We start from the raw sequence: 24,454 nt of genomic DNA on the forward strand, positions 1-24,454 counted from the left end.
GCACGGCGCAAGTGCGCCTTTTGCCCACCCTACGATTCTCGACGCGTGGCTCAGATCTTTCCGAGCAGCAGCAGGATCAGCAGGATCACGATCACCAGACCCAATCCGCCGCCGCCGTAATATCCGGTGCCATAGAACGGGCCACCACCGATGCCACTGAAGCCGCCGAGCAGGGCGATGATGAGAATAATCAGAATGATTGTGCCGATAGACATAAATCTCTCCTCAGCCCGAAGCGGGGCGTGTGTCTATCCTGCCTTCGCGGAGAGTAACAAGCGTGAATCACGAAAGTTCCGGCCTGGGAGACGATCGTACGGTCGTCCCTTACTTTCGAACCGCGTAGAATTAGATGTAGCTGGACCAGGGAGGATTTTTCAGCGATGACCAAACCGCTCGTGGTTTCCATCCCGCATAGTCTGGGCCGCGAGGAGGCGATGCGCCGCCTCAAGACTGGACTGTCGCGCGCCGCTTCCAGCGTACCGATGCTGACTGTCGACGAGGAGCGCTGGGAAGACAACCGCATGATCTTCCACGTGCGCGCCCTCGGGCAAGGCGCGGCAGGGCATGTCGATGTCGCCGACGATCACGTGCAGGTGGAAGTGGTGCTGCCATGGCTGTTGCAGCGCTTTGCCGAAGCGGCCCAGGCCGCGATCCGCAGCCGCGGCCAGTTGCTGCTGACCAAGAAAAACTGACGTATCAGCCGCGACGGCGCCCTAGTGCGGGTTTTGCCGCGCCATTGTACCTGGCTTTCAGCACCGCGACCGGCAGATGCGTCAGCAGGTCTGACAGGCGCAATCGCGCAGCATCGGCGTCGGCAAAACCTTCCATCGCGTAGCCGCCGATGTTCAGCGCGGCGTCGTAGTTCTCCGGACCGGGCCAATGTCTGCCGCCATCGGTAAACGGCGCAAACCATCGTGTGACCACGACGATCGCAGCCTCGCGGCCTCGCCGGCGGGCGAACGCGATGAAATGGTCGCGACGCGGTCCGCTGACTTCCAAGGGCTCGTAATCACCGCTTGTGAACGTATCGGCGAGCTCGGTTCGAAGCTTGAGCAGATGCCGCGTCCAGGCCAGCTTCAGATGACCGCTCGGCCACTTCTCGACCAGCCGATCCCAATCCGGATCCTCCACCGCGTCCAGCCGGCCTGCGCGTTCGGCAAAGTCGACGGGCCGCCGGTTGTCGGGATCGACCAGCGAAAAATCCCAAAGTTCCGTGCCCTGATAGAAGTCCGGCACGCCCGGTATCGTCGACTTCAGCGTGATCTGGCTGAGCGAGTTCAGGGCGCCCAGCAACGAGAGCCGCTGCGCCAGCGTCTGCAGGGAATTCAGGAATTCGCCTGACAGCGAGGGATCGAGAATCTTCGCGATGAAGCTCTTGACACCCGTCTCGTAGGCCGCGTGGGGATTGAGCCAACTCGTTTCCTGCTTGCCTTCGCGCGCCGCCTTCAGCGCATATTCCTGCATCCGGTCCACAAACGAAGCGTCGTTCGGCTGCCATGCCCCCACCAGCGCCTGATACAGCATGTATTCGAACGCCGCCGAGGGCGCGCGCAGATCGCCGTCGACCGAAAGATGCGGCGCGTTGAGCAGTTTCCATCGGGCTACCGTGCCGGTCCATTCGCCCGGAATTTCCGAAAGCGCCAGGATGCGCGCACGCGCATCCTCGCCGCGCTTGGTGTCATGCGTCGCCGTCGCCGTCATGCCGTGCGGCGATGCGCCGGCGCGGGACTGCATCATCCCATGAAATTCGCCGGCCGAAAGCGCCCTTGCGGCGGGGTCGCCGCCGACCTCGTTGAGGGCAAGCAGGCGGTGGTAGCGGTAGAACGTCGTGTCCTCCAGCGACTTTGCCATCATCGGTCCGGTGAACTGCTGCATCTTCAAGGCAAACCGGCGCACCCGCGGCGCGCTATGGTGGCTACGTCCAGGCTTGATCAGGTCCATCGTCAGGGCGTCGCGTAGGAAATCGAAGATGCCGTCATCGGCGGCAAACCAGTCGGCGCGCGCCCGTTCGATCGTCCCTGCTATCAACTGGCGGTCATGCGCGGATGGGCCCGACGCTGTCAGGTAGGTGCGGTAAACCGGAAAGTGCAGCACGTAGAGTTCGAGCGCCTGCCGCAGGCCGTCGGCGGAATAGTCGCGGGTGGAATAATGCCCGCTGGCAATCCGCGCCAAGAGGCGCGTCAGCACCGTGAATTCGCTGGTCAGCAGCGTTTCCAGCACGCGACGCTTTGCATCTCGCAGGATCGGTTCGAGTTTTGGCGAATGGTTGCTGATCTGCCGCCAGACCTCGTCGAGCGGCTCCAGGCCGCTTCCATCGGTCAGCACATGGGTGATCGCGTTCAGCCACTCATAGCCGGTGGTGCCGTGAACGCCGGCGAACGGCGGAAGCTTTTCGTGCTCGCCGAGAATTTTCTCGACCACCACGTAGAAGGGCCTGCTCCGCCCGCCAAACCCATCGCGGATCAGCCGGCGCAGGCGCTGGAAATACTGGACGGGATCGCGCAGGCCGTCGATGTGATCGAGCCGCAGCCCCGCAAGCTTTTCCTCCGCAATCAGCCGTTTGACCAGGCGATGGATCGCCTCGAAGGTGCCGGTGTCCTCGACGCGCAGGCCCGCCAGCGTGTTGATATCGAAGAAGCGCCGGTAATTGATGTCGCTGGAAGCGAGCCGCCAGTGGCCGAGCTTGTAGTGCTGGCGTTCGAGCAGATGATGCAGCGCCAGCGTTGCAGCGGCGCGATCCGGCCCGGCCCGATAGGCTGCAAGCCCATGCGCGATGATCTCGGCGGCGCCCGTGATGCCCTTCAATTCGGCTTTGAACGCAGGTGCTTCCTTGCGGTTGGGGCGTCGCGGCCCCTGATAGCGGGAGGCCAGCGCAAGCATGGCCCTACCGGTCGCACCTTCTTCCGCGCCCGCTTCCTTGACGATCATCCGCAGGATTTCGCCATAACGCTCCGGCGCGATCGGTAGCCGATGCTCAGAGTACCAGGCCGAAAAACTGCCTTCGCCGGCATCATAGCGCAGTTCGATTTCGCCGTTCTCCAGCGCCTGACCGTAGGACGAGCCGATGATCGGCAACAGCACCCCGCCGCGGGCGCGATACGGCAATTGTTCCCAGTCGATGTCGAACGAAGCCGCGTGCGGCGAGGCGGGACCCCATTCCAGCACGTCAAGCCACCATGGATTATCGTCGCAATGCACGCCGACATGGTTGGGCACGAAATCCAGGATCAGCCCGAGATCGTGTTGCTGCAAGGCTGCGCTGAGGCGCTCGAAGCCGGATTCGCCGCCGAGCTCGGGATTGAACTGGGCGTGGTCGATGACGTCGTAGCCATGCGCGCTGCCCTTGCGGGCGCGCATGAAGGGCGATGCATAGAAATGGGTGATGCCGAGCGCCTTCAGGTAGGGCACCACGGAAGCGGCGGCGTCGAAATCGAAATCCGCCGACAGTTGCAGGCGGTAGGTCGCGATCGGGATCGCCGGGGGCATTTTCCTATCCGATGCGCCAGTGCACCGACCATGGCGGGACGCTATTGCCCAACTCGCTACCCCAGATCAGGGTTCCTGCAGCTTCGCCGTGGCTGACGGCCTTTTCCGACAGGTTGGCGGTGAGGCGAAGCGCGGTGCCATCGCCCATGCGCCAATCGGCTGTCAGCAATCCGTTGCTTTCCGCCTCTGCTTTCCCAAAAGCCGTGCCGGCCAGCCGCGGCACAATCGCCTGCCGCCGGACCTGCAATAGGTTTCGTACCATGGTCAGGCGCTTCCGCCCCGCCGGAGCGTCGCGGCCATCCCAGTCGAGAACGGCGGAATCGCGGGTCGAAGCGGCGAGCGCGTCGGGGACTTCATCACCATATTCCGCATAGGCCCAGGCCAATTCGATGCGGCGGCCCTTCCGAACCGCGTCGGCGAGTTCGCCGCCGAAATCGCAGAAGAAGGGGAAGGGGACCGTTGAGCCCCATTCCTCGCCCATGAACAGCATGGGGATGTGAGGCGCGATCAGCAGGACCTGAAGCGCCGCCTCGATCATCCGCGCGTCGACGTTGCCTTCCAGTCGGTCGCCCAGCGCACGATTGCCGATCTGGTCGTGGTTCTGCAGGAAGTTGATGAAGGCGGTCGGCGCGAGATGGCCGCTCGGCTCGCCACGCCTGACGCCGCGAAAAGCCGATGGCTCGCCCTGGTAGACGAAACCTGATGACAGCGAACGGGCGATATCCGATCTCGGCGAACGCTGGTAATCGCCATAGTAGCCCTGCTTCTCGCCGGTCATCAGCACGCGCCAGGCGTGATGGTAATCGTCGTTCCATTGCGCGCGGTATTTGCCGTGTGGTGGGTCCTGGACGGAATCCAGAATGCTGGCGCGGTTGTCGCCGTTCTCCAGCACGAGGTGAATGTGCCGGCCGGTTTCTGCGGCCAATTGGCCGGCAGCGGCGCTGATGTCGTGCAGAAGCGACAGCCCGCCCGGTTCAACGATCGAGTTGACGGCATCGAGCCGCAGTCCGTCGAAGCGGTAGTCGCGCAGCCAGGAGAGCGCGTTCTCGATTGCAAAGGCGCGGACTTGTCTGACGCGATAGTCGATCGCACTGCCCCATGGCGTGTGGGCTTCGGTGAAGAAGGAGGGCGCATAGCGGCCGAGATAATTTCCCTCGGGGCCGAAATGGTTGTAGACGACGTCAAGCATCACCATCAGCCCGCGCAGATGCGCCTCATCGATCAGCTCCTTGAGATCTTCGGGACGGCCATAGGAGCTGTCGGGTGCGTACCACAAGACGCCGTCATAGCCCCAGTTGCGGGAGCCGGCGAAATCCGCCAGCGGCATCAATTCCAACGCGGTGATGCCGGTTGCTACGAGATGGTCGAGCCTGTCGATCATGGCGCGATAGCTGCCTTCCGCGGTGAAGGTGCCGACATGCGCCTCGATGATCACCGCCTCCTGCCACGGCCGTCCGCGCCAGCTTGCGGCCCGCCACGGATAGGCGTCATGGTCGATCACTTCGCTCGGGCCGAAAACGTCCTCGGGCTGAAACGGCGAAGCTGGATCGGGGATATCGAGTTCGTCATCGATGCGGAATTTGTAGCGTGCGCCGGCCTTGACACCGGCAATATCGGCCGTGAACCACCCGTCTTCGCCGCGTCTCATCGCGTGAGGCTGCTCCAGCATCACCTCGACGCGTTTGGCCGCCGGCGCCCACAGCCGAAACCGCGTGCCGTAGTTTGTCAGAAGCGGGCCGAATTGCCGGTCATTCATGCCGCGCCCGCAAAGACAAGCACCGATCGCGGCGGCGCGCTGGTTTCGACGCCCGAAGCGAATTCGGCGGCAGCCAGCACGGCCTCGGTCGTATTCAGTACCTGCTGCCAGCTCTTGTATTCGGGCATTCGCGGCAACTTGAAAGCAATCTCTTCGGGCGCAGCGTTCAGCACGATAAAGATCGGCGGCTGACCTGGTTCCAAAGGCCCGAGTACATAGGCGAGGAACCGTCCCTCCGGAAAATTCCAGTCGGCTTCCTGCATCTCCTCGGCTGCCGGCGTCAGCCACAGCACGCCGTAGGAGCCGTCCTTGCGCCGTCCGGAGAGCCAGCGCTGGTAGCGCAGTTGCGGGAAGCGCCGGCGCAGCGCGGTCATGTGGCCGACGAAATCAGTGAGGTCGTCGCCTGGCTTGCCGAGATTATCCCAGTTGATCCAGCCGATCTCGTTGTCTTGGCAATAGGCGTTGTTGTTGCCGTTCTGCGAATTGCCGACCTCGTCGCCGGCCAGCATCAACGGCGTCCCCTGCGCGAGGAACAGGCAGGCGAGCTGGTTCCTGCGGAGTTGCCGGCGCAGTGCCACGATCGCGGCGTCCGTGGTCGGGCCCTCATGGCCGCAATTGTTGCTGTGGTTGTCGTTGGAGCCGTCGCGATTGTCCTCGCCGTTCGCCTCGTTGTGCTTCTCGTTGTAGCTGAACAGGTCGGTCAGCGTGAAACCGTCATGGACGGTGATGTGATTGATGCTGGCGCGCGTTGCTCGATTGTCGTGATGGAACAGGTCGGATGAGGCGGTCATGCGGCGCGAGACCTCGCCGATCAGGCTGCCTTCGCCGCTCCAGTAGCGCCGCAACGCACTGCGATAACGGTCGTTCCATTCCGACCATTGTGAGGGAAACGCGCCGACCTGATAGCCGCCCAGGCCGAGGTCCCACGGCTCGGCGACGAGCTTTACGGTTGCCAGCACCGGGTCTTGCCGCACGGCCGTGAGGAACGCGGAATTGCGGTCAAAGCCGTTTGGCCCGCGCGCCAGCGTGGTGGCGAGGTCGAAGCGGAAGCCGTCGACGTGACAGACCTCGACCCAGTAGCGCAGTGAATCCATCACCATTTGCAGCACGCGCGGATGGGTGAGGTTGACCGAACTGCCGCAGCCGGTGAAGTCGTCATAGTAGCGCGGATGCTCTTTGTGGAGCCAGTAATAGGACGCGTTATCGATGCCGCGGAAACACAGCGTCGGGCCGAGATGATTGCCTTCGGCGGTGTGGTTGTAGACTACGTCGAGCATCACCTCGATGCCGGCGTCGTGCAGCCGCGCCACCGTGGTGCGGAACGCATCGAGCGCATTGTCCTGCGCATAGCGCGGCTCCGGCGCGAAGAACGCCAGCGTGTTGTAGCCCCAGTAGTTGGAGAGCTTCTTTTCCACCAGCACCCGGTCGTCGATAAGGCCGTGGATCGGCAACAGTTCGATGGTGGTGACGCCGAGCCGCTTGAGATGGTCGATCATTGCCGGCGAGCACAGCCCGCCATAGGTGCCGCGCCAGCCCGGCGCCACGTCGTCGCGCCTCTGCGTCAGGCCTTTGACGTGGGCCTCATAGATGACGGTGTCTTCCCAGGCGATGTTCGGCCGTATCTCGCGGCGGCCCCAGTTGAAGCTCTCGTCGACCACGACCGCCTTCGGCATGCCGCGGGCATTGTCGCGGCGGTCGAACGAAAGATCCTCGCGCGCGCTCCCCGTTCGATAGCCGAAATGCGCGTCGCTCCACACCAGCCTGCCGGCGAGCCGCTTGGCATAGGGATCGAGCAACAGCTTGTTGGCGTTGAAGCGGTGTCCCCGCTCCGGCGCGTAGGGGCCGTGGACGCGATAGCCGTAGAGCTGTCCGGGCGAGACGTCGTTGAGATAGCCGTGCCAGACGTCCTCGTTGCGCTCGGGCAGTTCGATTCGCTCGAGTTCGCGGCGGCCCTGGCCGTCGAACAGGCAAAGCTCGACCTTCTCCGCATTGGCCGAGAACAGCGCAAAGTTGGTGCCCCTGCCGTCCCAGCTTGCTCCGAGGCGGGCGGGGCTTCCCGCGGACAGTCGCATGCGTCAGCTTTCCGGTACGAGAAAGATCGCAGCCAGAGGCGGAATGGTCAGGCTGAGTTCGGGGATGCTGCCTTCCAGGGTCTGGACTTCGCCGACGTTGCCGACATTGCTGCCGCCATAATGCGCAGAGTCCGAATTAAGCGCTTCCCTCCACTTGCCGGCGAACGGCACCCGGACGCGGTAATTGTGATAGACGTTCGGCGAGAAGTTCACCACCACGAGGCAGCGCGCGTGCGCATCGAAACCCTTGCGCAGCCAGGCAAAGACGTTGCCGCCGGAATCGTGGGTGATGACCCATTCAAATCCCGCCTGGTTGCAATCCATCTGGTGCAGCGCCGGCACGCTGCGATAGAGCCGGTTGAGGTCGCGGATCAGGTTCTGCATGCCGCGATGGCGGTGCTGTTCCAAAAGGTGCCAGTCGAGCGAATGATCGTGATTCCATTCGCGCTCCTGGCCGAACTCGCAGCCCATGAACAGGAGCTTCTTGCCGGGATGGCCGAACATGAAGCTGTAATAGGCACGCAGGTTCGCAAAGCGCTGCCACTCGTCGCCGGGCATGCGGCCGAGGATCGATCGCTTGCCGTGCACGACTTCGTCATGCGACAGCGGCAAAATGAAATTCTCCGAAAATGCGTAATGCAGGCCGAACAGCACGTCGCCGTGATGGTGCTTCCGGTAAATCGGATCCTTGCCGATATATTTCAGCGTGTCGTGCATCCAGCCCATGTTCCATTTGAAGCCGAAGCCGAGCCCGCCATATTCGATCGGCCGCGAGACCTGCGGCCATGCGGTAGATTCCTCCGCGGCCGTGGTGGCTTCCGGAAAATGTCCGAACAATTCGATGTTGAAGCGGCGCAGGAACTCGATGGCTTCGAGGTTTTCCCGCCCCCCGAGCCGGTTCGGGATCCACTCGCCGGCGGGCCGGCTGTAGTCGAGGTAGAGCATCGAGGCGACGGCATCGACGCGCAGGCCGTCGACGCCGTAGCGATCGAGCCAGAATAGCGCGTTGGAGACCAGGAAATTGACCACTTCGGTGCGGCCGTAATTGTAGATCAGCGTGCCCCAGTCGAGATGGCGGCCCTGCATCGGGTGGGCGTGCTCGTAGAGTGCGGTGCCGTCGAAATAGCCGAGCCCATGCGGATCGTCGGGAAAATGTCCGGGCACCCAGTCGAGCCATACGCCGAGCCCCTCGCGATGACAGGCATCGACGAGGGCGGAAAAATCTTCCGGCGTGCCGAACCGGCTGGTGGGCGCGTACAGGCCGGTCGGCTGATAGCCCCAGGAGCCGTCGAACGGATGTTCGCTGACGGGCAGAAACTCGAGATGGGTAAAGCCCATATCCTTCGCATAGGCCGGAAGCTGTTCGGCGAGGTCGCGATAGCTCAGCCATTCATTGCCGTTCTTGCGCCGCCAGGAGCCGAGATGAACCTCGTAGATCGAGATCGGCGCCTCCAGCGCGTTGATGCCCGACGGCGCCGGGCGCGGACGCGGAATTCTGTTTTCGTCGACGACGATCGAGGCCGTTGAGGGCCGGACTTCCGCCGCAAAGGCAACCGGATCGGATTTCAGCGGCAGATGCCGTCCGTCGGAGCCGGTAATATCGAACTTGTATCGGTCGCCGGCGCGGGCATGGGGCACGAACAGCTCCCAATAGCCGACGCCGCGCACCCGCATCGGATGCCGCCGCGCATTCCAGAAATTGAAATCGCCGACCACGCTGACCGCCTTGGCGTTTGGCGCCAGCACCACGAACGCCACGCCGTCGACGCCATCGAGGATCATCGGATGCGCGCCGAGCTTGTCGTAGATCCGCCGGTGGGTGCCTTCGCCCAGGAGATAGAGGTCGAAGTCGCCGAGCACGGGCGGAAAGCGGTAGGGGTCGTCGAGATCGACCACGTTCTCGCCGAAGCGGGCGCGGAGCTGGTAGCGTTTCGATCCGTTCGGCAGCGCGCCCGCAAACAGCCCGGCATCGTGAATGCGCTCAAGCGGCGCCGTCTCGCCTTGCTCGCCGATCGCCTCCACGTTGGACGCTTCGGGGATGAAAGCGCGCACCACGCTGTGTCCGCCTTCACTGTGCAAGCCCAGATATCGAAACGGATCCGAATGCTTGCCTTCGATGATTGCGTAGGCCTCTGCGGATAACTTGGTCATGAGGCCTCGAAGGACGGTTGTGACAACATCTTGATAATTCCGCTCAGTGGCACGCGCAGCCATTCCGGCCGGAATGACAGTTCGTGTTCGATCTCGTTCAAGGCCTTCTCGAGCAGGAAGAAGGTCAGCAAGCCGTCTGCCGCCGTCGAATCGGCCGGCCAAAGCCGTTGGTCGGTCATCGCTTCGCGGTAGGCGGCGAGAAATGCGGCCGTCGCCCGGTCCCGCCATTCGCCAAGCGCCGCGCCGAGCTTGCCGTGGTCATCGTGGGCTACTTTGAGCGCGCGCTCAAGGGCTGCGGTTGCCGAATAATCGATCGAGCGGATCAGGCTTGCGATGTCGCGTGCCGCGGGCATCTTGCGCCGGCGTTCGGCGATACTGCGCCGCGGCGCGCCTTCGAAGTCGACGATGAAGATATCGTCCTTGACGATCAGCAACTGGCTGAGATCGAGGTCGCCGTGGCCGCGAATGCTGGCGGCGTCGGCCTCACGCAGCAGCAGTGATTCCAGCCAACCCGGCAGGGCCGGCTGCAGCGCCAGCACCTGATCGGCCAACGCTCGGTCGGCGTCCTTCAGCGCCTCTCGCCGCTGCCGAAGCGCATCGAAGACGCGCCCGGCGCTGAGCGTCAGATCGTCGACCCAGCGCTGCACGTCGTCGCGGCTGGTCGGCTCCGGCGCGAATTCGGCAAGCTCGCCGTTGCTGGCGAGCGCAACATGCAGCTCGGCCACGCGCCGTCCGGCCTGCGCAATGTAGCGCAGATAAGGGATCTCTTCCTCGCGCTCGCCGGGATGGATGCTCGCTGCGAGCAGGCTCTGCTCCTCGACGAAGCGATCAAGATAGGCCGCACTCATGGTCCAGAGGTCGCCCTGATTGGCGATGAAGGCGTGAACGACGCCGACCGCGCTCTTCTCGTTGCCCTCGACCAGCTCGGCGCTGCCGAGCAGCGCCGGCGCATTGGGAAAGTTGGCGACATCAGTCAGGAAGCGTCCGATCTCGATCTCGGGATTGGGACCGGGCTGAAGCGTCCGGTAGATCTTGACGACATAGTCATTGTCCACCAGCGCGGTGCTGCGCGGCAGTTCGGATTCAATGGTGCGGATGTGCTCGGGCTGCCGGATCGACTTGTCGCCGAATCGGCTGGTCGGGCGAAATTCGAGCCGCAAGCCCTGTTCGCTCTCGTCGACCGTCAGCGACTGCTGCAGATTGCGTAAAAATAGCGCGACGAAGATCTGGTCGGTGGCAACGTCGAGCAACGTTCCCTCACGCGCGCCCTGGCGAACGGCGGCCAGCGCATGCGGATTGTAGCGCTCGCGGTCGAAGCGCACCCATTCGATCTGCATCGGCAGCACGTAGCGCGTGGTGATGCCGCGCTGCGTCGTTTCGAAAAAAGCGAGCCATGGCCGGTTGTCGCCGATGTCGCAGAACGGAATCGCCGACGTCAGCTTCGGATGGATCGCCTTGGCCGAGCGTTCCGGATACCAGCGGCTGCGCGCCAGATGTCCCGGAAGCACGTCGCGCTCGAACACGCCGCGCTCGCGCGCCAGCGATACCCAGGTCGCGTTCAGCGGCACCACCAGCGTTTCAAACTCGGGCACCGCGCGCTGCGGCACCGGGGCCGATTTGTCGCGCTCCTGCAGCTCGAACCAGTAGAAGCCGTAAGGCGACAGCGTGATCATGTAGGGCAGCTCGCCGATCGCCGGGAAGCGCGTGCGGCCGAGCATTTCCAGCGGGATGCGGTCCTTGAAGGCGGAGAGATCCAGTTCGGTCGCCTGAGCCGATCGCGACAGATTGGCGACGCACAGAATGACCTCGTCCCCGTACTGGCGCACGTAGCACAGCACCGAGCGGTTTTCCGGGCGGATGAATGTCATGCTGCCGCGGCCGAAGGCGATCGTGGATTTGCGAACCGCGATCAGCCGCTTGGTGGCAGAGAGCAGCGAGGAGAGGCTGCGCGACTGCGCCTCGACATTAACGGACTCATAGCCATAGACCGGGTCCATGATGGTCGGCGCGTAGAGCCGCGCGGGGTCGGCACGGGAGAAGCCGCCATTGCGATCCGGCGTCCACTGCATTGGGGTGCGGACGCCGTTACGGTCGCCGAGATAGATGTTGTCGCCCATGCCGATCTCGTCGCCGTAATAGATGATCGGCGTGCCCGGGAACGAGAACAACAGCGAATTCATCAGCTCGATCTTGCGCCGGTCATTGTCCATAAGCGGCGCCAGCCGCCGCCGGATGCCGACGTTGATGCGGGCGCGGGGGTCGTTGGCGTAGGTCGACCACAGGTAATCGCGCTCGACGTCGGTGACCATTTCTAGCGTCAGTTCGTCGTGGTTGCGCAGGAACAGCGCCCACTGGCAATTGCTAGGAATATCCGGCGTCTGGCGCAGGATGTCGGTGATCGGGAAACGGTCTTCCTGCGCGATTGCCATGTAGATGCGCGGCATTAGCGGAAAGTGATAGGCCATGTGGCATTCGTCGCCGCGGCCGAAATATTCCTGCACGTCCTCCGGCCATTGATTGGCCTCGGCCAGCAGCACCTTGCCTTTTGCGTAGGCATCGAGTTCGCTGCGCAGCCGCTTGATGATGGCATGCGTCTCCGGCAGGTTTTCGTTGTTGGTGCCGTCGCGCTCGCAGAGATAGGGAATGGCGTCGAGCCGGAAGCCGTCGACCCCGGTGTCGAGCCACCGCTTCATCACCTGCACCAGCGCGCTCACCACGCGCGGATTGTCGAAATTGAGATCCGGCTGGTGCGAGAAGAAGCGGTGCCAGTAGAACTGGCCGGCTTCCGGGTCCCAGGTCCAGTTCGACTTCTCGGTATCGGTGAAGATGATCCGCGTGCCCAAATATTTCTGGTCGGTGTCGCTCCAGACATACCAGTTGCGGGCAGAGGAATTCGGGTCCGAGCGGCGGGCGCGCTTGAACCAGTCGTGCTGATCGGAGGTGTGGTTGATGACGAGCTCGGTGATGACCCGCAGGCCGCGCTTCTTGGCTTCCTGGATGAAGCGCCTGAAGTCCTTCATCGTCCCGAAATCGGGGTTGATGTCGCCGTAGTCCGCGATGTCGTAGCCGTCGTCGCGGCCGGGGGAGGGATAGAACGGCAACAGCCACAATGTGGTGACGCCAAGGTCCTGCAGGTACCCAAGTTTATCGGTCAGCCCGGCAAAGTCGCCGATGCCGTCATTGTTGCTGTCGGCGAAGGCCTTGACGTGCAACTGATAGATGATCGCATCCTTGTACCAGAGTTCGTCGGTGGCGACCTCGGCGGCTGGCGCCTCCTTTGCTTCGACCACAAGCTTGCTATCCGGATTCAGCGGATAGGTACCGTCGATAGTAAGGGAGACGCCGGCGTTGGAGCTCTCGGCGGTTTGCGCTTTTTTGTTCACGGTGATGCCATTGCCATGGAAATGACGTCCCCGTTTCGTTTGAGAAAGGGAGACGTTCCGGACATAGATAGAAAGCCGCTCGGCTTGCTTTGGTTCCAGCGGAACCGTTGGCGGGCCCGAACGTTAGACACCGTCTATCTCCTTCCCGTAATTGGACAATTTCGCGACATCGGTTTGATGTTTGCGTGCAAAGTACGTGCCGAATGGATCTTTTCGCTCAAGCTAAAGCTCTGGGAATTCAAACCGAATTCCTGGATGGCCAGGGTAATCGCCGTGTGACAGACGCGGCCGCCCTCAAAATTATCCTGGATGCCCTGCCGCGGCAGGCGCCGGGGCCGCTGGTCGGCCACCCGGTCGTGGTCCGGTCCGGACGGCCGTCGCGAACCGAACTCCCCACAGCCACGCTCCCGGCGGAGTGGAAAATCGTTGCGGATTCAGGAGTTATCGCCAAGGGCGAGAGCTCGGATCATGCCGTCGACTGGCCCAGGGACCTGCCGCTCGGCATCTACCGGCTTCAGTTGAGCGATGCCGCAAAAGTCGAGGATGTGCCGCTGATTTCGGCGCCGGAACGGGCGTTTGGCGGCGAGTTCGACCGCTGCTGGCTGCTCGCGGCCCAGCTTTACGGCGTCCGCTCGGCGCGCAATTGGGGCATGGGCGACTTCACCGACCTCGCAAGCCTGATCGAACTCGCCGACCATCTCGGGGCCGACGGCGTCGGCCTCAATCCCTTGCACGCCCTGTTCGACGATCGCCCGGGCGATTGCAGCCCGTATTCGCCAAACAGCCGGTTGTTTCTCAACGCGCTCTATATCGACGTTGAAAAGATTCCCGAATTTCAACTTGATTCCGAAACGAGCGAGGCGCTGGCGCCGTTGCGGGCACGCGCCGTCGTCGATTATGTCGGCGTCGCCGGTTTGAAGTGGCGCGCGCTTCGCTCCGCCTTTGCTGCCTTCAAGGTCGGCGCCAACCCGGCCCGCCAACAGGATTTCGACAAATTCCGCACCGAGGGCGGCACATTGCTGTCGCACTTTGCCTGCTTTGAGGCACTCCGGCACAAATTCGGCAAGCCGTGGTGGGAATGGCCGGACGAGTGGCGGCAGCCGGACGACGCCAGATGCGCCGCATTGCGCCAGGGCGCGGACGCCGGTGAAATCGAATTCGTCGAATTCGTGCAATGGACCGCGGACCGGCAGCTCGGCGCGGCCAGCGATCTGGCGAAGAAGCTCGGCATGAAGGTCGGGCTCTATCTCGACGTCGCGGTCGGCGTGCAGGCAGACGGATTCGATGCCTGGAACGAACAGGTGGCGATCTCTCGCCATCTCGGCGTCGGCGCGCCACCCGATCCGCTCAACACCGCCGGCCAGACCTGGGGCCTTGCCGGCTTCAATGCCGCAGGGCTCGAGCGGCAGTCCTTTGCGCCGTATCGCGACATGCTGCGCGCCTCGATGCGGCACGCCGGCGCGATCCGGCTGGATCATGTGCTCGGGCTGAAGCGGCTCTATCTGGTGCCGGAAGGCTTCACCGCACGCGACGGTGTCTATGTACAGATGCCATTCGAGGCGCTGCTCGCGGTAACCGCGCTGGAAAGCCTCACGCAACGCTGCGTCGTGATCGGCGAAGACCTCGGCACCGTGCCGGAAGGGTTTCGCGACCAGATCGCCGATTGGGGGATCTGGTCATATCTCGTGATGATGTTCGAGCGCGACGACCACGGATCGTTCCGCGGCATCGATCATTACCTGACCAACGCGCTCGTCACCTTCAACACCCATGATCTCTCGACCTATGCCGGCTGGCGTTCGTTCGGCGATCTCAAGCTGAAGCGTTCGCTCGGGATCGATCCGGGCGAGAGGACGATGCGCGCTGGCACGCGCTTGCCATGCTGGACGACGTGCTGCGGCATCACGCCATCTACCGCAACGATCTCTATTCGGTCGCGAATTTCCTGGCACGGACCAAATCGCGGCTGCTCGCGGTCTCGCTGGAGGATCTGCTTGGGTTGGTCGACCAGCCTAATATCCCCGGCACCGTCAACGAGCATCCGAACTGGCGGCGGCGGCTTCCGGTGTCGATCGAGGAGATGACGTCCAGGGTCGACGTCGCCGCACTCAAGGCGGCAACCCATGAGCGGTCGCGCGCCGCGATCTGACGAGTTCGAGGAGGAAGGCAGAGCGGGATGACAGTCGGAAGAAATGCCATTCCGTTCTGGCGGTGAATCACCTTGTCGTGCCGGATCGAAGACTATGGCTTGATCGGCGATTGCGAGACCGCGGCACTGGTCGGCCGTGACGGATCGATCGACTGGCTATGCTGGCCGGCCTTCGATTCCGACGCCTGCTTTGCAGCCCTTCTCGGTACCCACAAGCACGGCCGCTGGCTGATCGCACCGGTGGAGCAAGTCACCGGCACCTCGCGCAACTATTGGGGCGACACCCTGATCCTGCAGACGCGGTTCGAGACCGCTGACGGCGCGGTCGAGTTGATCGACTTCATGCCGCCGCGCGGCAACGCCTCCGATGTGGTGCGGTTGGTGCGCGGCCTTCGCGGCCGGGTCAGGATGCACATGCAGCTTGTCATCCGCTTCGGCTTCGGCACTGATATTCCCTGGGTCAAGAAGACCGAGGACGGCTCCGCCCTGCTCGCTATTTGCGGGCAGGACATGACGGTGTTGCGCACCCCGGTGGAAACGCGCGGGGAGGACCTGACGACGGTCGCCGATTTCGAGGTCGGCGAGGGCGATACCGTCCCCTTCGTGCTCACCTACGGCCCTTCGCATCTGCCGGTGCCCAAGCCGATCGATCCTGCCTATGCCTTGCAGGATACCGAAGCGTTCTGGACCGAGTGGAGCAACCGTTGCACCTATGAGGGTGAATACCGCGCTCTCGTGATGCGCTCCCTGATCACGCTGAAGGCGCAGACCTATGCCCCGACCGGCGGCATCGTCGCTGCGCCGACGACGTCGCTGCCTGAAAAGCTCGGCGGCGCCAGGAATTGGGATTATCGCTTCTGTTGGCTGCGCGACGCCACCTTCACGCTGCTGGCGCTGATGAACTCGGGCTATACCGAGGAAGCTTCCGCCTGGCACCATTGGCTGTTGCGGGCAGCGGCGGGTTCTCCCGCCAACATGCAGATCATGTACGGCATCATGGGCAACCGGCGTCTCCTGGAATGGGAGGCCACCTGGCTGCCCGGCTATGAAGGCGCACGTCCCGTGCGGATCGGCAACGCCGCGCATGCGCAACTGCAGCTCGACGTCTACGGCGAATTGATCGACGCCTTTCACCAGTGGCGCGTGGCCAAGCTCGAAATGGATGAAACGAGCTGGGCGCTGGAATGCGCCGTGCTGCAGCACCTCGCCGAGCGGTGGGACGAACCGGATCACGGCATCTGGGAGCGCCGAGGCGCGGGCAGGCATTATGTCTCGTCGAAAGTAATGACCTGGGTCGCGTTCGACCGCGGCATCAAGAGCGCGGAAACATTTGGCTTCAAGGCGCCGCTCGAGAAATGGCGGGTGCTGCGCGACGCCATTCACGCCGACGTCTGCGCGAAGGGCTTTGACACTGAGCTGAACGCGTTCGTCGAGTCATACGGCTCGAAAATGCTCGACGCGAGCATCCTGTTGCTGCCGTCAGTGGGATTTCTGCCGCCGGAGGACCCCCGCGTGCGCGGTACGCTGGTCGCGGTCGAACAGCATCTGATGCAGGACGGTTTTGTGCTGCGGCACGACCCGCGGGAAGTCCCGGCGGAGAAACAGCCGGCCGAAGGTGCGTTCCTCGCCTGCACGCTTTGGCTTGCGGACGCGTATGTGCTGGCGGGCGAATTCGGCAAGGCGCAGGAGTTGTTCGCCCGCGTCGTCGCAGTCGCCAACGACCTCGGCCTGTTGGCCGAGGAGTACGATACGGTGGCCGGTCGCCAGACCGGAAATTTCCCGCAGGCGCTGACGCATATCGCGCTGATCAACACCGCGCAGAACCTCAGCGTGGCGAAGAAGTCGACCGAGAAGCCGGCGATGCAGCGCTCGAAATAGCGGGATCTATCCGAGCCGCAGCACGGTCTCGATCGCCGCCGCGAATCCGTCGCGCTCGTTGCTGTCGGTGACATGCGTCGCGTGCTTCTTGATGCCTTCGGCCGCATTGCCCATCGCAAACGAAACGCCGCTTCGGGCAAACATCGGAAGATCGTTCTCCATGTCGCCGATGGTCGCGACCGCTGCTGCCGAAACGCCCAGCCGGCTGATCATGGCGTCCACGAAGGTGCCCTTGTCGTGACCGGGCGGCGTGACGTCGAGATAATAGGTCTGCGAGCGAACCGCGACGACCTCCCGGCCGAGCGCCTGCTGCATTGCCACCTCGCAGCGCTGCAACAGCTCAGCATCCGAACTGGCGCCGACGATCTTGCAGGTCTCCGCAAGATGCGGCGTGAAGTCGGTGACGATGGTCGGATTGGCCTTGATGGCCAGCTTCTCGTGCGGGACGTACTCGCCGTCGGGATTGCGCGTATACCAGCGCTGGTTGGTGAACAGCCAGATATCCACGCCGAAGGCATTGAGCACGTCGAGACTGCGCTGGGCCACGGTTGCGCCGATCAAATGCTGCTCGATCGGTTTGAGCCCGGCATCGACGATCGAGCTGCCGTTGAAGGAGCCGACGGGAAGCGTGATCGAAAGCGGCTCTATCAGAAAACCCATGCCGATGGTCGGCCGGCTGGAGACGATGGTGAAACCGATGCCGGCCGCATGCAGCTTGCGAACGGCTGCCTTGGCGCCATCGGTCAGGATCTTGTCGTGCGTCAACAGAGTGCCGTCGACGTCGGAAACAACGAGCGCGATACGTGTCATTGGGGGACCAGGTTCAATTGACCGACGATGTCATCCACGATGTTCTCGACCGGGGCATCGATCGATACAATGATCGGCCGCTCGCCGGCGCCCGGCGGCTCCAGCGTCCTGAATTGGCTGGCGAGCAGGCCCGGCGGCATGAAATGTCCCTTGCGGGCGGCGAGCCGGGCCGCGATCAGGTCCTGCGTTCCGTCGAGAAATACGATTCGGACATCGTCGCGGCCGTGCACGAGAATGTCGCGATAGCCGCGCTTCAATGCCGAGCAGGCGATCACGGCGTGCTCACCGGACGCTGAGAGGCGGTCGATTTCGTCGGCGATTGCCCGCAGCCACGGCCAGCGGTCCTCGTCGGTCAGCGGGTGGCCGGCGCTCATCTTCGCAACATTGGCTGGCGGGTGAAACCGGTCGCCGTCCTCATAGCGCCAGCCGAGGCGTCTTGCGAGACGATCGGCGATGGTGCTCTTGCCCGAACCGGAAACGCCCATCACCACCAGCGCGCTGGGAGTCCTATCGCCCACCAAAATCCTCCGGAAGCGCATCCCGGTCCACCAGCCAGACCGTCTCGCCGGTGGATCGCGCACGATTGGCAGGCAGGTTCTCGCGTGCAAAGAGGCGCGTCAAGATCGCATGCTTCTCGGTGCCCGCAATCTCGAACAGCATTTCGCGGCAGGAGGCAAGGGTGGGCAGCGTGAGGGTGACCCGCGGGACGAATGGCTCGACATTCGCGCGTGGCACGCCGACCACCCAGCGCGCGGTCTCATCGAGCGCGGGATCGCCGGGAAACAGCGATGCGGTGTGGCCATCGGGACCTACACCCATCAACACGAGATCGAACAAGGGGCGGGCTTGATCGAGCGTGTCTGCCCCATAAAACGATTGCAGTTCCCGTTCGTAAAGCGCGGCGCAGCGGTCCGGATCGGTCGGGTCGGCGGTCGCGGTCGGAATCGGATGGATGTTTGCCGCCGGCGCGCAGCTATCCAGAAAAAGCTCTCGCGCCATGCCCATGTTGTTGAGTGGATCGTCCGCCGGCACGAAGCGCTCGTCGCCAATGAACCAGTGCACGCGCTGCCACGGGATCCGGCTGCGATAGGCATCGGTTGCGAGCAATTGATAAAGCTGTCTGGGGCTGGATCCGCCGGTCAGGCAAATCGCCACGCGGCCGCTATTGGCCTCGATCCTGGCCAGCACGCGTTCGGCCGCGGCCTCGGCCAGTGCGGCCGGATCGGCGACCGCGATCACGCGGCGATTGTCGTTCGCTGTCATCGCTCACCCGAGCTTTCGCCAGCTTCGGCCTTCGCGGGTCAACAGTTCGTTCGCTTCCTGCGGACCTTCGCTGCCGGCCTTGTAGGTCTGCAGGCCCTCGGCCCCCGCCTTCTTCCAGGCGTCGAGGAATGGTTGCACCGCCTTCCAGCCGGCCTCGACGCTGTCGGCGCGCTGGAACAGGATGTTGTCGCCGGTCATGCAGTCATAGATCAGCGTCTCGTAGCCGGTCGAAGGCTCCGCCTTGAAATAGTCCTTGTAGCGAAACTTCATCTCGACGCCGTCGATCAGGACCGAGGGGCCGGGCACCTTGGTGTTGAACTGCAGCGCGATGCCTTCGTTCGGCGCGACCCCGATCACGAGGTAATTCTGCGCCAGCCGTTCCACCGGCGTGCAGTTGAACATCGCGAACGGCGCCTGCTTGAACTTGATCGCGACTTCGGTGCGCTTGACGCCGAGCGCCTTGCCGGTGCGCAGATAGAAGGGAACGCCCGCCCAGCGCCAATTATCGATGATCAGCTTCAGCGCCACATAGGTTTCGGTCGTACTGCCGGCCGCGACGTCTTCGATTTTGCGATAGTCCGCAATCTCGTTATCTCCGATCCGGCCGGCCAGATATTGGCCGCGCACGGAATTCCGCAGCGCCTCGGCCTCGCTCTGGAGCTGGATCGCGGCCAGCACGTCCGCCTTTTCGGTGCGGACCGAATGCGCGTCGAACCGGATCGGCGGCTCCATTGCGACCAGTGACAGCAGTTGAAACAGATGGTTCGGCACCATGTCGCGCAGCGCGCCGGTCTGGTCGTAAAAGCTGCCGCGGTGGCCGACGCCGAGCTGCTCGTTGACCGTGATCTGGACATGGTCGATATGGTTGCGATTCCAGATCGGCTCGAACATGCCGTTGGCGAAGCGCAGCACCAAAATGTTCTGCACCGTTTCCTTGCCGAGATAGTGGTCGATCCGGTAGATCTCGTGCTCATCGACGAGCTTTAGCAATTCGCCGTTCAGCGCCTTGGCGGAAGCGAGATCGGTGCCGAACGGCTTTTCCACCACCAGCCGCCGCCACGCGGCGTTCTCGGCCAGCATGCCGGTGCGGCCCAACTCGCGGCTGATCGGCAGGAAGGCGTTCGGCGGGGTTGCCAAGTAGAACAGGCGGTTGCCGCCGGTGTTTCGCGCGGCCTCCAGCTCTCCGAGCTGCTTGCTCATCGCGTCGAACGACGCGGGATCCTTCGGATCGGCTTCGATACAGGTCAGGCAGTCCAAAAGACGACGCGAAATCGCGTCCTCCACCGGCCGGGTCGCGAACTGGCGCAGGCCCTTCATCAGGCTCTCGCGCAGCCTGTCGCTCGTCATGCCCTTGCGAGCGACGCCGACCAGGCAGAACCTATCCGGCAGGAGATCGCTGGCGGCTAGATTATACAGGGCAGGGATGATCAGCCGGTGCGTGAGGTCGCCGGTGACGCCGAAAATGACGAAGGAGCAGGGATCGGGCTTCTTCTGTGTTGTTTGACCGACCGCCATGACCGCTCACGCCTTTGCAGTGGGCTTCTTCGGCGGCTCCTTGTGGCCGCCGAAACCGGCTCGCATCGCGGAAAGAATTTTTTCCGCAAAGGTGTGGTCCTTGCGCGAACGAAAGCGCGCGTAGAGCGCCGCCGTCAGCACTTCGGCCGGCACAGCTTCGTCGATCGCCGCGTTGACCGTCCAGCGGCCTTCGCCGGAATCTTCGACAAAGCCTGAGTAGGTGTCGAGCGTCTGGTTTTCGGCGAGCGCGGAAGCGGTGAGGTCGAGCAGCCAGGAGGGGATCACGCTGCCGCGCCGCCACACCTCGGCAATGTCGGCCATGTCGAACTCGAAACGATGCTCTGGCGGCAGCGCGTCGACGTTGGCGTTCTTCAGGATATCAAATCCTTCGGCATAGGCCTGCATCAGGCCGTATTCGATGCCGTTATGGATCATCTTGACGAAGTGTCCGGCGCCGGACGGCCCGGCATGGATATAGCCCTGCTCGACACGCGGGTCGCGGCCCTGGCGTCCCGGTGTGCGCGGTATGTCGCCCGCGCCCGGCGCGAGCGTCTTGAAGATCGGATCGAGCCGGTCGACCACCATCTTATCGCCGCCGATCATCATGCAGTAGCCGCGCTCGATGCCCCAGACGCCGCCGCTGGTGCCGACGTCGAGGTAGTGCAGGCCTTTTGCCTTCAGCGCCGCGCCGCGGCGGACGTCGTCCTGCCAGAACGTGTTCCCGCCATCGATGATGACGTCGCCGGGCTGCATCAGTTTTGCCAATGCGTCGATGGTGGTCTCGGTGATCTTGCCTGCCGGGAGCATTACCCAGGCGGTGCGCGGCTTCTCCAGTTTCGCCACGAAATCTTCCAGCGTGTCAGCGCCGGTTGCGCCTTCCGCCGCGAGTGCGGCGACCGCCTTGGCGTCCTTGTCGTAGACCACGGCGGTGTGGCCATTCTTCATCAGCCGGCGGACGATGTTGCCGCCCATCCGGCCGAGGCCGATCATGCCGAGTTGCATATCCTGACTTCCTTAACTGATCGCCTCTGCGATCGCAGCATCGAGCGCAGACAGCCCCGACCCGAGATCGCCCTTGAGATGGACGCGCAGCGCACGCCTGCCGCGTTCGGTGAGCACGTCGAAATCGCCGCGCGCCTGCGCCGCCTTGATGATGCCGAAACTCGCTTTCTGTCCGGGCACCGGCAAATCCTCGGCATCGTCGGCCGTGATCTGCAGGAACACGCCGCTGTCGGGGCCGCCCTTATAGGCCTGGCCGGTCGAGTGCAGAAAGCGCGGGCCGAATTCGGCGCAGGTCGCCAGATGATGCTTGTCGCGCACCGCAAGCCGCATCTTTTGCAGCGAGCCGATCGTGCTGGGATTGCGCGCGATATAGGCGAGCAGGGCGACATAGTCGCCGCCGTCGGAGCGCGAAAGATGCGCTTTGACCCAGGAGCCGAGCGTGCCGTCGGCGCCGGCCTTGCGCAGCTCGGCCGCATTGTGCTCGTCGGTGTAAAGATCAGCCTCGTCGGTCGAAATCACCGGCTCCTCCGCCGGCAGCGATCCGGTCTTCTCGAACGCACGCGTCAACTCGCGCGTCTTGATCTTGGCCGCTTCTACATCGGGCTGGTTGAACGGATTGATGCCGAGGACCGCGCCCGCGACGGCGGTCGCCATCTCAAACCGGAAAAACTCCTGACCGATATGGTCGATCGACTTCATGACGATGCGAACCACGGGATGTCCGGCGGCCTCGAGCGCCTTGAGCCGATCATCATGTGAAGCGTCATCCTCGCCCTCGGTCCGGATATCGATGAAGAAGCGGTCGTCGCCGTAAAGCGAGGGGTCGCCGAGCGGCTCGCCGTCGATCGGGATCAGGCCCTTGCCTTCCTTGCCGGTGGATTCGGCGATCAGTTGCTCGGCCCAGGCGCCGAAATCCGCGACCTTCTCCGACGAGGTGATCGTCACCTTGTCGCGGCCGTCGAGGCCGGCAAGGCCCATCGCCAGTCCGAGCTGCACGCCCGGATTTTCGTGCGGCGGCACGTCGGCGCCGCAGGAACGTACTATCGCGAGCGCGTGCGTGATCAGGCTGCGAACGTCAATGCCGGCGGCAGCCGCCGGGACCAGTCCGAACGGCGACAACACCGAATAGCGTCCGCCGATCGTGGGATCGCCATGGAAGATGCGGGCAAAGCCTTGGCTGATCGCGACCTTCTCCAGGGACGAGCCGGGATCCGTGACCGCGATGAAGCGATGGCCGGCCTTGTCCTTGCCGATGGTCTTGGCGACGCGATCGAAGAAGTAATCCTTCATCACGTTCGGCTCGGTGGTGCCGCCGGACTTGCTGGAGACGATGAACAGCGTGTGGGCGAGGTCGACGGTCTCCTCCATCGCCTGCACCTGCGCGGGATCGGTGGAATCGAGCACATGCAGCTTCGGGAAACCGGATTTCCTGGCAAACGTCTCCGCCAGCACCTCCGGTCCGAGGCTGGATCCGCCCATGCCGAGCACGACCGCGTCGCTGAAATTCTGCCCCTTCACGCGGCGGGCAAAATCCTCGTAGTCGGCAATGTTGGCCGCGGCCGCGCTGTTCAGCCAGCCCAGCCACTTGTTCTCGTCGTCGCCGGTCCAGACCGAATTGTCCTTTTGCCACAGCCTTCGGATTTTGGCCGACGCGCGCCACTCCTCGGTGCTCTTCTCGACGGCCTTGCCGATGCCATCGCCGAACGCGAATTGCTGCCGGTCGATGCCGCCGCCGAGCGAGGTCGCACGCTTGTATGCGACCGCGCCATAGAGCTTGTCGGCAGAATCCGCGAACAGCTTGACGCCGTCCTCGACCAGCTCGGCCGTGATGGCGTCGAGCGAGATGCCGGATTTTTCGAGCTCTTCGAGCACGCGGCGCGCGTCCTCGACATTCTCCTCGAGGCTGTCTCTCAGCTTGCCATGGTCGCGGAATGCATCGAGCGTTGCCGGCGGCACGGTGTTGACTGTGTTGGGACCGATCAGCTCCTCGACATACAGCACGTCGCTGTAGTCCTTGTTCTTGGTGCCGGTGGAGGCCCACAACAACCGCTGCGGCTTGGCGCCCTCGGCGGCAAGCTTCTCCCACCGGGGGCCGGCGAACAGCCGCTTGTAGTCCTGATAGGCGAGCTTGGCGTTGGCGATGGCGATCTTACCCTTCAATGCGCTCAGCCGCTCCTTCTCACCGGGGTCATTGGCCCTCGCGATCTTCTCGTCGAGCTGCTTGTCGACGGCGGTATCGATGCGACTGACGAAAAAAGACGCGACGCTGGCGACGTGAGAGGGATCGCCGCCCTTGGCGACGTATTTTTCCAGGCCCGCGATGTACGCCTCCGCCACCTCGCGATAGACGTCTTGCGAGAACAGCAGTGTGATGTTGATGCTGATGCCTTCGCCGATCAGGTGTTCGATCGCGGGCAGGCCTTCCGGCGTGGCCGGCACCTTCACCATCAAGTTCTGACGCTTGACGTCCTTCCAGAGCCGTTGGGCTTCCGCAATGGTCCCCTTGGTATCCGTTGCCAGATAGGGCGAGACCTCAAGGCTGACGAAGCCGTCATTTCCGTTCAAATGGTCGTAGACCGGACGCAGCACGTCGGCGGCGTTCTGGATGTCTTCGACGGCGAGCGCCTCGAACAGGTCGGCGACGGGGCGGTCGCCCGCATTCAGAGCGCGGCTGATGGCACCGTCATATTCGTCCGAACTGCCGATCGCCTTTTCGAAGATCGAGGGATTCGACGTCACGCCCTTGACACCGTCGGTATCGATCAGCGCCTTGAGGTCGCCCTTGGCGACGAAGCCGCGGGCGAGGAAGTCCAGCCAGATTGCCTGGCCATGGTTTTCGAGTGCTTTGACGGGATTCATGGTGCCTGTTCTGTTCGATCGGTCGATTTTTGGGCTTCCGGCAGCTTTCGGGGGCAGGGCCGGAAAGTCAACATTTGGTTGGGCATGCAGCGGCGCGGAATGGGGCTGTCCGGGACGATAACGCCAGCGG

14 protein-coding genes and 1 pseudogene are annotated in these 24,454 nt (G+C 63.5%); 3 read left to right on the forward strand and 12 right to left on the reverse strand.

What is annotated here, in order from left to right:
* Window positions 1-50 precede the first annotated feature (50 nt).
* The gene (locus ACFXS9_RS40825; RefSeq protein WP_065727178.1) at window positions 51-215 is read right to left on the reverse strand and encodes a DUF3309 family protein; all 165 of its coding nucleotides are present in this window, start codon (window positions 213-215) and stop codon (window positions 51-53) included.
* 165 nt (window positions 216-380) lie between these two features.
* Here ACFXS9_RS40825 and ACFXS9_RS40830 point away from each other — a divergent pair, with 165 nt between their 5' ends.
* Window positions 381-692 (forward strand): polyhydroxyalkanoic acid system family protein, encoded by a 312-nt coding sequence (locus ACFXS9_RS40830; RefSeq protein WP_392699099.1) that lies wholly within the window; start codon window positions 381-383, stop codon window positions 690-692.
* 4 nt (window positions 693-696) lie between these two features.
* Here the strand turns inward: ACFXS9_RS40830 and treY are convergent, their stop codons facing one another.
* The 5 genes from treY to treS are packed head-to-tail and all read right to left on the reverse strand — an operon-like array spanning window position 697 to window position 12,755.
* A complete protein-coding gene (gene treY, locus ACFXS9_RS40835) occupies window positions 697-3,486 on the reverse strand; it encodes a malto-oligosyltrehalose synthase (RefSeq protein WP_392699100.1) in 2,790 nt (929 codons plus the stop codon).
* Window positions 3,487-3,490: 4 nt separating this feature from the next.
* Window positions 3,491-5,242: a malto-oligosyltrehalose trehalohydrolase gene (treZ, locus tag ACFXS9_RS40840; protein ID WP_392699101.1), complete on the reverse strand. Its 1,752-nt coding sequence runs from the start codon at window positions 5,240-5,242 to the stop codon at window positions 3,491-3,493.
* The gene (glgX, locus tag ACFXS9_RS40845) at window positions 5,239-7,314 is read right to left on the reverse strand and encodes a glycogen debranching protein GlgX (protein WP_392699102.1); all 2,076 of its coding nucleotides are present in this window, start codon (window positions 7,312-7,314) and stop codon (window positions 5,239-5,241) included. Before glgX ends, treZ begins: the two co-directional genes overlap by 4 nt.
* 3 nt (window positions 7,315-7,317) lie before the next feature.
* Window positions 7,318-9,465 carry a 1,4-alpha-glucan branching protein GlgB gene (gene glgB, locus ACFXS9_RS40850; RefSeq protein WP_392699103.1) on the reverse strand — a complete coding sequence of 716 codons (2,148 nt, stop codon included), beginning with the start codon at window positions 9,463-9,465 and terminating at the stop codon, window positions 7,318-7,320.
* Complete coding sequence (gene treS / locus ACFXS9_RS40855; protein ID WP_392700284.1) at window positions 9,462-12,755, reverse strand: maltose alpha-D-glucosyltransferase; 3,294 nt, start codon at window positions 12,753-12,755, stop codon at window positions 9,462-9,464. The genes glgB and treS overlap by 4 nt, the downstream gene beginning before the upstream one ends.
* Before the next feature lie 296 nt (window positions 12,756-13,051).
* Here treS and malQ point away from each other — a divergent pair.
* Window positions 13,052-14,997, forward strand: a pseudogene (gene malQ, locus ACFXS9_RS40860) (4-alpha-glucanotransferase).
* A gap of 72 nt (window positions 14,998-15,069) precedes the next feature.
* Window positions 15,070-16,875: a glycoside hydrolase family 15 protein gene (locus ACFXS9_RS40865; protein WP_392699104.1), complete on the forward strand. Its 1,806-nt coding sequence runs from the start codon at window positions 15,070-15,072 to the stop codon at window positions 16,873-16,875.
* A gap of 6 nt (window positions 16,876-16,881) precedes the next feature.
* On the opposite strand, the gene ACFXS9_RS40870 is transcribed toward ACFXS9_RS40865, so the two are convergent.
* From ACFXS9_RS40870 to ACFXS9_RS40895, 6 genes are read right to left on the reverse strand one after another with little or no spacing between them, the layout of a single operon-like run.
* Window positions 16,882-17,685 carry a Cof-type HAD-IIB family hydrolase gene (locus tag ACFXS9_RS40870; RefSeq protein ID WP_392699106.1) on the reverse strand — a complete coding sequence of 268 codons (804 nt, stop codon included), beginning with the start codon at window positions 17,683-17,685 and terminating at the stop codon, window positions 16,882-16,884.
* Window positions 17,682-18,224 carry a gluconokinase gene (locus ACFXS9_RS40875; RefSeq protein WP_392699107.1) on the reverse strand — a complete coding sequence of 181 codons (543 nt, stop codon included), beginning with the start codon at window positions 18,222-18,224 and terminating at the stop codon, window positions 17,682-17,684. The genes ACFXS9_RS40870 and ACFXS9_RS40875 overlap by 4 nt, the downstream gene beginning before the upstream one ends.
* The gene (pgl, locus tag ACFXS9_RS40880) at window positions 18,193-18,948 is read right to left on the reverse strand and encodes a 6-phosphogluconolactonase (protein WP_392699109.1); all 756 of its coding nucleotides are present in this window, start codon (window positions 18,946-18,948) and stop codon (window positions 18,193-18,195) included. Before pgl ends, ACFXS9_RS40875 begins: the two co-directional genes overlap by 32 nt.
* A 3-nt stretch (window positions 18,949-18,951) precedes the next feature.
* The gene (gene zwf, locus ACFXS9_RS40885) at window positions 18,952-20,463 is read right to left on the reverse strand and encodes a glucose-6-phosphate dehydrogenase (RefSeq protein ID WP_392699111.1); all 1,512 of its coding nucleotides are present in this window, start codon (window positions 20,461-20,463) and stop codon (window positions 18,952-18,954) included.
* Between the two features lie 6 nt (window positions 20,464-20,469).
* Entirely contained in the window at window positions 20,470-21,465 is a 996-nt protein-coding gene (gene gnd / locus ACFXS9_RS40890) for a phosphogluconate dehydrogenase (NAD(+)-dependent, decarboxylating) (protein ID WP_392699113.1), read from the reverse strand.
* Window positions 21,466-21,477: 12 nt separating this feature from the next.
* Window positions 21,478-24,324 carry a bifunctional transaldolase/phosoglucose isomerase gene (locus ACFXS9_RS40895; RefSeq protein WP_392699115.1) on the reverse strand — a complete coding sequence of 949 codons (2,847 nt, stop codon included), beginning with the start codon at window positions 24,322-24,324 and terminating at the stop codon, window positions 21,478-21,480.
* Between the last annotated feature and the right edge of the window lie 130 nt (window positions 24,325-24,454).

This window comes from Bradyrhizobium sp. RDI18, from assembly GCF_043203335.1.
Lineage (GTDB): Bacteria > Pseudomonadota > Alphaproteobacteria > Rhizobiales > Xanthobacteraceae > Bradyrhizobium > Bradyrhizobium retamae.

What these genes read in the sequence shown, in the direction of transcription:
- zwf (WP_392699111.1), bottom strand. Translation starts at nt 20,463, where the DNA reads ATGGCGGTCGGTCAAACAACACAGAAGAAGCCCGATCCCTGCTCCTTC.
- treY (WP_392699100.1), bottom strand. Translation starts at nt 3,486, where the DNA reads ATGCCCCCGGCGATCCCGATCGCGACCTACCGCCTGCAACTGTCGGCG.
- ACFXS9_RS40895 (WP_392699115.1), bottom strand. Translation starts at nt 24,324, where the DNA reads ATGAATCCCGTCAAAGCACTCGAAAACCATGGCCAGGCAATCTGGCTG.
- glgB (WP_392699103.1), bottom strand. Translation starts at nt 9,465, where the DNA reads ATGACCAAGTTATCCGCAGAGGCCTACGCAATCATCGAAGGCAAGCAT.
- ACFXS9_RS40830 (WP_392699099.1), top strand. Translation starts at nt 381, where the DNA reads ATGACCAAACCGCTCGTGGTTTCCATCCCGCATAGTCTGGGCCGCGAG.
- gnd (WP_392699113.1), bottom strand. Translation starts at nt 21,465, where the DNA reads ATGCAACTCGGCATGATCGGCCTCGGCCGGATGGGCGGCAACATCGTC.
- glgX (WP_392699102.1), bottom strand. Translation starts at nt 7,314, where the DNA reads ATGCGACTGTCCGCGGGAAGCCCCGCCCGCCTCGGAGCAAGCTGGGAC.
- pgl (WP_392699109.1), bottom strand. Translation starts at nt 18,948, where the DNA reads ATGACAGCGAACGACAATCGCCGCGTGATCGCGGTCGCCGATCCGGCC.
- ACFXS9_RS40825 (WP_065727178.1), bottom strand. Translation starts at nt 215, where the DNA reads ATGTCTATCGGCACAATCATTCTGATTATTCTCATCATCGCCCTGCTC.
- ACFXS9_RS40870 (WP_392699106.1), bottom strand. Translation starts at nt 17,685, where the DNA reads ATGACACGTATCGCGCTCGTTGTTTCCGACGTCGACGGCACTCTGTTG.
- treZ (WP_392699101.1), bottom strand. Translation starts at nt 5,242, where the DNA reads ATGAATGACCGGCAATTCGGCCCGCTTCTGACAAACTACGGCACGCGG.
- ACFXS9_RS40875 (WP_392699107.1), bottom strand. Translation starts at nt 18,224, where the DNA reads ATGCGCTTCCGGAGGATTTTGGTGGGCGATAGGACTCCCAGCGCGCTG.